The sequence below is a fragment of the Candidatus Neomarinimicrobiota bacterium genome, from assembly GCA_022560655.1.
Taxonomy (GTDB): Bacteria; Fidelibacterota; Marinisomatia; order SCGC-AAA003-L08; family TS1B11; genus JADFSS01.
In genome coordinates, this window is sequence record JADFSS010000082.1 from 1 (window position 1) to 8567 (window position 8567).

Genomic DNA, 8567 nt, shown 5'->3' on the forward strand with positions numbered 1-8567 from the left:
GGCGGCGGCGGGCCTCGGCTCTTTGACAACTTGACCGCCAGTCCCACCACGACCCCCGCGCTTCTTTCCCCCTCGCCTATAGGAGCGGGGCGTCCCGATGCTTCGGGACGGGGGTGAGGTCTCCTGCGCCTCTGCCACCGGTCTGAAGCGGCCGGATGGGGGTCGTCTTGGTATCGCTTCGGTATCGCTTCGGTATCGCTTCGGTATCACTTTGGTATCACTTTGGTATCACCTATGCCGTCGGTGGGCGTGATACCGGCAGGGGGGGAGGGGTTCACCCCGCCGGAACTTGTCCCGATCCATCGGGATGCGGGGGGTCGCTTCGCCCCGCCAACGGCGGTGGCCCGGCCTCGTGGAGCCAAATTGGCCCCTGTGGCTGGCTGTTTTCCAAACAACAATCTGGCTTTAACTTCCCCCATGTTTATCGACTCCGCCCGTATCACCGTGAAGGCCGGGGATGGCGGCCACGGCCTCATCGCTTTCCGCCGGGAGAAGTTCGTCCCCAAGGGTGGGCCCTCCGGGGGCAACGGCGGGCGCGGCGGCGACGTTATCTTGCTGGTGGACCCCCAGCTGGGCACCCTGCGGGATGTGCGCTACCACCGGCGCTACCGGGCTAAGCGGGGGCAGCATGGTGGCGGCGGCAATAAGCAGGGTGCGGTGGGGGCTGCCGTGACCGTCCGCGTGCCGCCGGGCACCCTGGTCAGGGACGCCGGCACGCGCCAGCCGCTGGCCGATCTCACCGAGCCGGGACAGACCTACTTGGCGGCCCGGGGCGGCCGGGGAGGTTTCGGCAACGCCCATTTCAAGTCGCCCACCAACCAGGCGCCCCACGAGGCAACTGATGGTGCGCCGGGGGAGCAGCGGGACATCGATCTGGAGCTGAAAGTGCTGGCCGATGTGGGGCTGGTGGGCTTTCCCAACGCCGGCAAGAGCACCCTCCTGTCGCGCCTTTCCAGGGCCCGGCCGAAGATCGCCGACTACCCCTTCACTACCCTCGAGCCCAACCTGGGTATTGTGAAGGTGGGGGACTATCGCAGCTTCGTCATGGCCGATATCCCCGGCCTTATCGAGGGGGCCAGCCGCGGCAAGGGGCTGGGGCTACAGTTCTTGCGCCATGTGGAGCGCACCCGTCTGCTGCTCTTTCTCATCGACGCCACCCTGCCCGAGCCGGTGGAGGCCCAGCTGGATGTACTCCGGCAGGAGCTGGCCACCTACGCGGTGGAGCTCCTGGACCGGGAAGCGCTGGTGGTGCTCACCAAACAAGACGCCTGGCAGCAAACCCCTGACACCGCGGCCTTGGAGCGCGCAGGCCATAGGTTGCTGGCCATTTCCGCCGTCACCGGTGAGGGGCTGCCCGAGCTCGTGCAGCGCATCGACGCGGAGCTCCAGCGGTCGCGGGAGCGAGCTCCCCATTCCGGCGCCGACTCGCACGGCCTGACCACCCATGCTGCCTGACGATGTCGTCATTACCTTGGGCGAGGTTCCCGGCCTGGGGTCGCGCAAGGTGCGGGCCATCCTCAGCCACTTCCCCGATGTGTCCGGCTGGGCCGACCTCCTGGCCTGTGATCTCACGTCGGTAGAGGGCATTTCCAGGACCCTGGCGGACAACGTCAGGGCCATCGACTCGGGCACCGGCGCCAGGCAGCTGGCGGAGCTCCCGCCATTGGGCGCGCGCTATGTTCACTATTGGCACGACGACTATCCTGCCCAGCTGCGCAGCCTCTATGACGCCCCGGCGGGGCTGTTTGTCCGGGGATCAGGCGATCTGTCTGGGGACTTCATTGCAGTGGTGGGCACCCGCAAGCCCAGCACCTACGGTCGCGAGCAGGCCCGGCGGCTCAGTCACGAGCTGGTGGCCGCGGGGCTGGGTATCGTGAGCGGCTTTGCCCGGGGCATCGACACGGCCGCCCACCGCGCCGCCATCGAAACCGGCGGCACCACCGTGGCCGTGCTGGGCTGCGGCGTAGATGTGGTCTATCCCGCGGAGAACCGCCAGCTGTACCGGTCCCTCCTGGAGCAGGGCTTGGCGCTGTCGGAATACCCTCTAGGCACTGGCCCGGACGGCCACCATTTTCCCCAGCGCAATCGCATTATCAGCGGACTGGCCCTGGGGACTCTGGTGGTGGAGGCAGGCCGTGGCAGCGGCGCCCTCATCACCGCCTACCATTCCCTGGACCAGGACCGTGAAGTCTATGCCCTGCCGGGCCCGGTGGACAGCCAGCGCTCGGCCGGGTGCCACGAGCTGATCCAGAAGGGGGCCAAACTCGTCACCAGGGTGGAGGACATCCTTTTCGAATTGAAACCGCCCTACTCCGCGCAACCCGGCCAGCAGTTTGACCTGTTGCGGGAGGCCGACCTGGCCGGTTCTGAGCGCGATATTGTAGACTACCTGCAGCGCGAGCCGGTGCCGGTGGACCGCATGGCTGAAGACCTGCGGCTGGACGTCTCCGAGCTGTTGGGGCTGCTCCTGCACCTGGAGATGAAGGGGCTGGTGGTGCAGACGGCCGGCAAGCAGTTCGCCAGGGGATAGCCAGGCGCACGGCGGTGGGTAAGGCGCCCTGCCGCGTGTCTATGATCACTTGACAAACGCCTGCAATGCCCTTATTATAGGACCGCTGACCGAGAAAGTCACATGACTCTACCCATCACACGCCTCCTTGCCCTCTTCCTGGCCTTGTTGGGCCTCGTGGGATGCGAGCTGCCCACAAATGGCAGTAATGGCCCCCGGGCAGCGGCTGTCACCATTTCTCCTGAACAACTCAACATCGCAATCGGCGAAACACTGCAGTTGCAAGTTGCCGTGCTTGGCGAAGACGGTCTGCCGTTGGCAAACCCGTCCATAAAGTGGAGCGTGGCGGCTCCTGCCATCCTCACTCTGATTGACGAGGGGCTGGTTCAGGGCAACGGCGAAGGTGAAACCGTGGTCCGAGCCACGGTGGGGGATTCGTTTGGTGAAGCTGAAGTTCGCGTCGCTGATGCCCTGCTCCTGGGGGAGGCCACCCTTGAAAACCAGACCGATCATAGTGCTCTTATGGTGAGCTGGCTCCCAGTAAGCGAGCCGCAAAGATTCGGAGGCGAAAGCACGGGCTACGTGGCCACCGATATCCGGGGCACCTATGCCCTTCCCCGCTTAGAGGATGGGGATTGGGTGGTGACGGCGGAATATCCCTATTACGCCCTGGCAAGGGACACGATTACCGTCAGTGAGGGCAGACCCGCGCAGCCGCTGAGGGCGCTGCACCTGACCCAGCAACTGGCATTCGAAGTGGTGCTCGAGCGCACGGAGTTCGCGGTGGATGATACGATCTGGGTAGCGTTTAAGGCCACCAACCTCACCAATGATACCCTTATCGTGGTTAGCAGAACCAGGCCGATTACCTATGGAGGGTACGCCCTGGCGGAAGAAGGAGAGCTCGTGCTGGTGGATGGGGGTGATAGAGGTTTAGCAGGTTACGTCTTCGGAGGAGGCGGCCAACCAGCTTTCGACGGCAGGGTGCTGCCACCGGGACACACACAGCTGGAAACAGCCGTGTACGAAATACCCTCCTTTAACCCCATTATTGAACTGGATTGGCTGTTCGAGGCTGGCGTCATTGAAAAAGGAAAAACCTATCAGGTATTCGCCGGATATGTCGCGGATTGGACCTATCCAGTCAATTTCTTCGGAGGTGACCTAAACGACAATGGGCTTCATAATGGGTTCTTCACTAGGTCATTATACAAGCGGTTAGTACCGGCGCTAATCAATATCGCCGAGTGATATAAAATCCATGAAAGGAACTGTTATGGACATGCAGAGACTGAGACCTTTACATGCCGCGTTGATCTTGGTTCTGCTCGCAGCCCCGGTAGCTGCTCAGGACTATTTCTACGACGCAAAGTATGTTGGGGAACGAATTCACCTGGTGCAGAGTAACGATGAAATCCTGGTAAAGTTCGGAGATGGCATCACGGACCAGGCACTGGCTGCGCTGAGCCAGGAAATGCAGTTGGACATCCGAAGTAAAAACCTCGACCGGCTTAGGTATGCTCGGCTGGGAGTCCCTATATCTAGCTCCTTTGACGGTATTTTGTTGGCTCTTCGACAACGTCCTGATGTTAAGAGAGCGATACCAGTACTGATCGATCAATATGGCGGACGCAGAGTATTTGTGCCCGGGCAATTCACCGTTCAATTCGTTGAGGGGCTGGGGGTGCAGACGGCCGGCAAGCAGTTCGCCAGGGGGTAGCCAGGCGCACGGCGGCGGCGGGGCCAGGGATTGGCTGGAGAGTCGAGTTTTGGCTGACACTGGCCTAGGCCCCCGTAGCGATTCGGAGTCAAGCATGGGGCTACATTGGGAGGAAAATCAGGTGATGAGTACTTGCCTGAAACTAAAACATAGCGTACACTACAACATAGGACAATATCCATTTGACATCACCTCTATTCAGTCTGCCGTGTTTCGCTTGACTTGCTTAACTTTAGTACGCAAATTTTACTATTAAATCCATACACATGGACATTTTCTCTATGTCACATCCGATGAACCGTGCTGCCGGCCTGGCCGCAGGTTTCTTTCTGCTTCTGGCCGGTTGCGAAGCACCAGATGAACATTTTTCCTCGCACAAGATTGTGTTTGTTTCAGATCGTGATGGTAGCCGTCAAATCTACATCATGGATGCAGACGGAAGTAATCAGACGCGACTGACGGAAGATGCGATAGACTATGCAGAACCCCAGTTTTCGCCGGATGGACTAAAAATTCTATATTCATCGAACGCCTCATCGGCCGGCGGTGATGCTGACATTTTTATCATGAACATAGATGGCAGCAACCAGACAAATCTAACCAATCGTAAAGGGCTGGACTTTGCGCCGCGGATATCGCCGGACGGAACGCAAATTGTGTATGTGTCCGAAGGAGAGGATGATGGGGTAAACATATACATGATGGGCATCGATGGGAGCAACCGTACTGACCTGACCCCCGGTCAGCTCACAGGATTTCAGCCCCGGTTTTCGCCGAATGGATCAGAAATAGTATTTGACACGAACTACCCTGAATTTGCTGAAAATTTTGCTATTTTCATCATGCGTACAGATGGAACTAATCTCAGACAGCTCACGGGTGGACCGGATGAGACTACATTCCACATTAATTCGCAGTTTACTCCGGACGGGACCAGGATTCTCTTTGAAGGAGATGGGGGCTATTATTACTTAATGAATACGGATGGGACTGAGCGGACACAACTGCCCACTAGCATAGTATACAACTTCGGGGCTCAGTTTTCCCTTGACGGGTCGCGGATTGGCTTCATGTCCCTCAGGGAGGGCGGCAATCAGGAGGTTTTTGTTATTAATGTGGATGGGAGCGATGAGCGCAACCTGACAAATAATCCTGCCCAGGATTATCCCACTGAATTCTCAGGAGACGGCTCGCAGATCATGTTCGGCTCAGACCGGGAAGGCAACTACGAAGTCTACCTTTTAGAGGTGGATGGCGGCGCAGTAACCAGACTGACCCATCATCCCGCAAATGATTTCCCCGGGCGATTCCAGCCACAACCCTAGTCGTTCGGGAATTGAGCCGGATGATCCCCTCTCTCTGGTGTAGCTAGACGCACGGCGGCGAGCAAGGGATTGGATAGAAGGTCGCGTTTTGACTGATGCTTGCCTCGGCCCCCGTAGCGATGCGGAGTCTAGCGTGGGACCGCCCTGGGAGGAAACTCGGATACTTAATGCCTGTATCGCACGAAAACACAGCGTATACTACGACATAAGCTCATATCCATTGCACATCACGTCCATGCTAATGCAGACAAAGTTTGCCGGCTGTGTTGTCATCTTTTGCTTCCTGTTGGCTGCCTGTGAAGATCCCTTCACCGATTCCGGTGATTCCGATGGTGAAAAGGACTGCCTCACCACTGCCGGTGATGTTCTCCTGCCCATGGCCGAAGGCAACTATTGGACGAGCGAGCAACTAAATTTTTGTGACGGTATGCCGGAAGATAGGCGCGATACCGGCAAAATCGTGATTGAAGAGCTGCGGACCATCCAATTCGAGGGCGCCGATTACCAGGTGGGGGTTCGGAACCTTTATTTTCCCGTCGATAGCAGGAGTGACATCAATCTGCTATTCCGGAACGGCGCCGACGGCCTCTATTTCATGGGGGGGTTAGCAGCTATGATTCCCTCACGACCAACGTGCTCAATCTAAAGTACCCGCAATCGATTCATCTTTCGGGAATCGGGACCAAGTTCAAACACCATAGGAGATAATGAGGGATGTATCACGCAACGACCCAGAAGATCCTTGCATTCTTGTTGATGGTAGGATTCAATACCGTGATAGCTCAGGGTAACGATCCGGCTGATCCCTTCTTCACGGACATGAGCGAATTTGAACTCACGGATGATCAGCATCAGCGCCTCTCAGCACTGCGAAGCCGGGAATTCACCGACGCCACTCGAGTTGTCCGTGTGAGAGGTATTGACAAGCTTTTCCGCGGTGAGTCCATCCATTTGAACCTGTTTGACAACGTGCCGTTTCAGGCGTTGCATACCAGAACAGAATCCTGGGGAACGGACGAACTCAGCTGGATTGGGCGGCCAAGCGGGAGAGCTGACTGGGGCGAATATGTAATTCTCACAGTTACAGAGGAAGGCATCTCCGGAATCATCTGGGCGTATGGCAATATGTTTGGCATTTTGCCGCTGGGATCAGGCGGGCACGCAATCTACCGCGTGGACCAAAGCGGATTTTACTCTGAGCATCCCCCGGGTTACGAAGATGGAGCGCTGAATCAGGGGTCCCCCAGCGAGGGTTCCCCTGACGGGGACTCTCGCGATGCCGCCCAGCTGCCCAAGACCATCTACGTACAAAGCAATCACACCTACAACATATTGGTGGTCTATACTCCCGCCGCAAGGATTGCTGCCGGGGGCTCAGCTGCCATCAACACTCTGATTTCGAATGCCGTTGTTCAAGCTAACCTGGTTTACGCCAACAGCAACTCACTCCCCAGAATCGGGTCTCTGTACACAGAAGAGGTCAATTATGCTGAAACAACCATGCCAGCAGATTTGCTGGCCTTACAAAGTGGCCAAATTGACAATGTATTTGACTTGCGCACTCTTAAAGCGTCGGACATAGTAGTGATGATGATGGCCACAGGAAGCTGCGGATTGGCAAGTGATATTGAAGCAGGAAGAACGACCGCCTTTGCTGTTGTTAAACAAAGCTGTGCGACCGTAAAGTATTCATTTACCCATGAGATCGGCCACTTGTTTGGATCGCGTCACAGCGATGACCCGGTGCCTGATCCAGAATATCCCTACGGCTATAGCTTTTGGAACAGTTCGCCTGCGCTCGAAACCGTTCTTGATTCAAAATTCGAGGGCCGGTTCAGGATACCGTATCTATCTAATCCTGGAGTACAAACCCAAGGGGTCTATATCGGGACGGCCCTAAAGGATAATGCCCGGGTGCATGATGTGCGGGCCTCTGCCGTCGCGGCATTTATGCCTATTCTGTCCGTCACCATCAGCGGGCCGGTGGCGCTTACAAAGGGCGAGACCGGCACGTATACCGCCAACGTGACGGGTGGGAATGGAGGCATTGCCTATCAGTGGTACAGGCGGTTTCCGCCCAGCACCACCTGGCATACACTGGGCACCAACCAGACCCAAAACTTGTCCATGGCCATCAACGATGTGATCATGAAAGTAGTGGTTACCAGCGGTGGTCAGCAGGCCGAGGACACGCAGTATGTCTGGTACGAAAGCGGTGGCGGGCCGTTGCCCAAGAGGATTGCAAACCTTCTACCCGAGGCATATGGTCTTCACCAGAACCACCCCAACCCCTTCAACCCCATTACCATCCTGCGCTACGACCTGCCCGAGGCCAGCCGGGTGAGCCTGACCATCTACGACCTGGCGGGCCGGGAATTACGCCGCTGGGACACGCAGGAGCAGCTGGGCTACCTGCAGGTAACCTGGGATGGTCGCAACGAGGCCGGCCGGGCCGTCCCCACCGGCATCTACATCTACCGCCTGGTGGCCACGTCTATCGAGACCAGTGAGCGCTTTGTGGCCAACAGAAAAATGGTGCTGCTAAAGTAGGCTCCCAGGGCGATCCGCTGCTTGCGTGGGTTGATTTTCGCCCCTAGGTTCCCCCATGTTGAGAGCCGGAAACGTCCTGGTCCCGCTGTTGGGATTTGCAGCGCTCCCGGCCGCAGGCGAGGCTCAAAACCCGGCGGAAAGGGGCAGCCAGATGATCATCACGTCAACCGTCTTCACCGAAGGTGGCAACATCCCCATCCAGTATACCTGCGACGGGGCCGACCGCTCGCCGCCGCTGGCCTGGAGCTCCGTGCCGCAGGCGGCCAAGACCCTGGCGCTCATCAACGACGACCCCGATGCGCCGGGCAAGACCTGGGTCCACTGGGTGGTGATCAATATTCCGCCCGGCATGAGCGGCTTCGAGGAGGCGATTGCGTCGGATTCACTGGCGCGACAGGGGGTTGTGGAAGGGACGACCGACTTCGGGCGGCGGGGCTACGGCGGCCCCTGTCCGCCCTCGGGA

Annotated in this window: 8 protein-coding genes; all 8 read left to right on the forward strand. The window is 58.4% G+C overall.

From position 1 onward, the window contains the following. Window positions 1-417 precede the first annotated feature (417 nt). The gene (gene obgE, locus IH971_09920; GenBank protein ID MCH7498153.1) at window positions 418-1455 is read left to right on the forward strand and encodes a GTPase ObgE; all 1038 of its coding nucleotides are present in this window, start codon (window positions 418-420) and stop codon (window positions 1453-1455) included. Next, window positions 1445-2530 (forward strand): DNA-protecting protein DprA, encoded by a 1086-nt coding sequence (dprA, locus tag IH971_09925; GenBank protein ID MCH7498154.1) that lies wholly within the window; start codon window positions 1445-1447, stop codon window positions 2528-2530. Before obgE ends, dprA begins: the two co-directional genes overlap by 11 nt. A gap of 102 nt (window positions 2531-2632) precedes the next feature. After that, complete coding sequence (locus IH971_09930; protein MCH7498155.1) at window positions 2633-3760, forward strand: Ig-like domain-containing protein; 1128 nt, start codon at window positions 2633-2635, stop codon at window positions 3758-3760. Between the two features lie 31 nt (window positions 3761-3791). Next, a complete protein-coding gene (locus tag IH971_09935; GenBank protein ID MCH7498156.1) occupies window positions 3792-4229 on the forward strand; it encodes a hypothetical protein in 438 nt (145 codons plus the stop codon). A gap of 293 nt (window positions 4230-4522) precedes the next feature. Continuing rightward, entirely contained in the window at window positions 4523-5554 is a 1032-nt protein-coding gene (locus IH971_09940; protein ID MCH7498157.1) for a PD40 domain-containing protein, read from the forward strand. Between the two features lie 235 nt (window positions 5555-5789). Next, a complete protein-coding gene (locus IH971_09945; GenBank protein ID MCH7498158.1) occupies window positions 5790-6200 on the forward strand; it encodes a hypothetical protein in 411 nt (136 codons plus the stop codon). A 68-nt stretch (window positions 6201-6268) separates the two neighbouring features. Then, entirely contained in the window at window positions 6269-8104 is a 1836-nt protein-coding gene (locus IH971_09950; protein ID MCH7498159.1) for a hypothetical protein, read from the forward strand. Between the two features lie 55 nt (window positions 8105-8159). After that, window positions 8160-8567 (forward strand): YbhB/YbcL family Raf kinase inhibitor-like protein (locus IH971_09955; protein MCH7498160.1); only part of this gene is annotated, 408 nt, incomplete at its 3' end.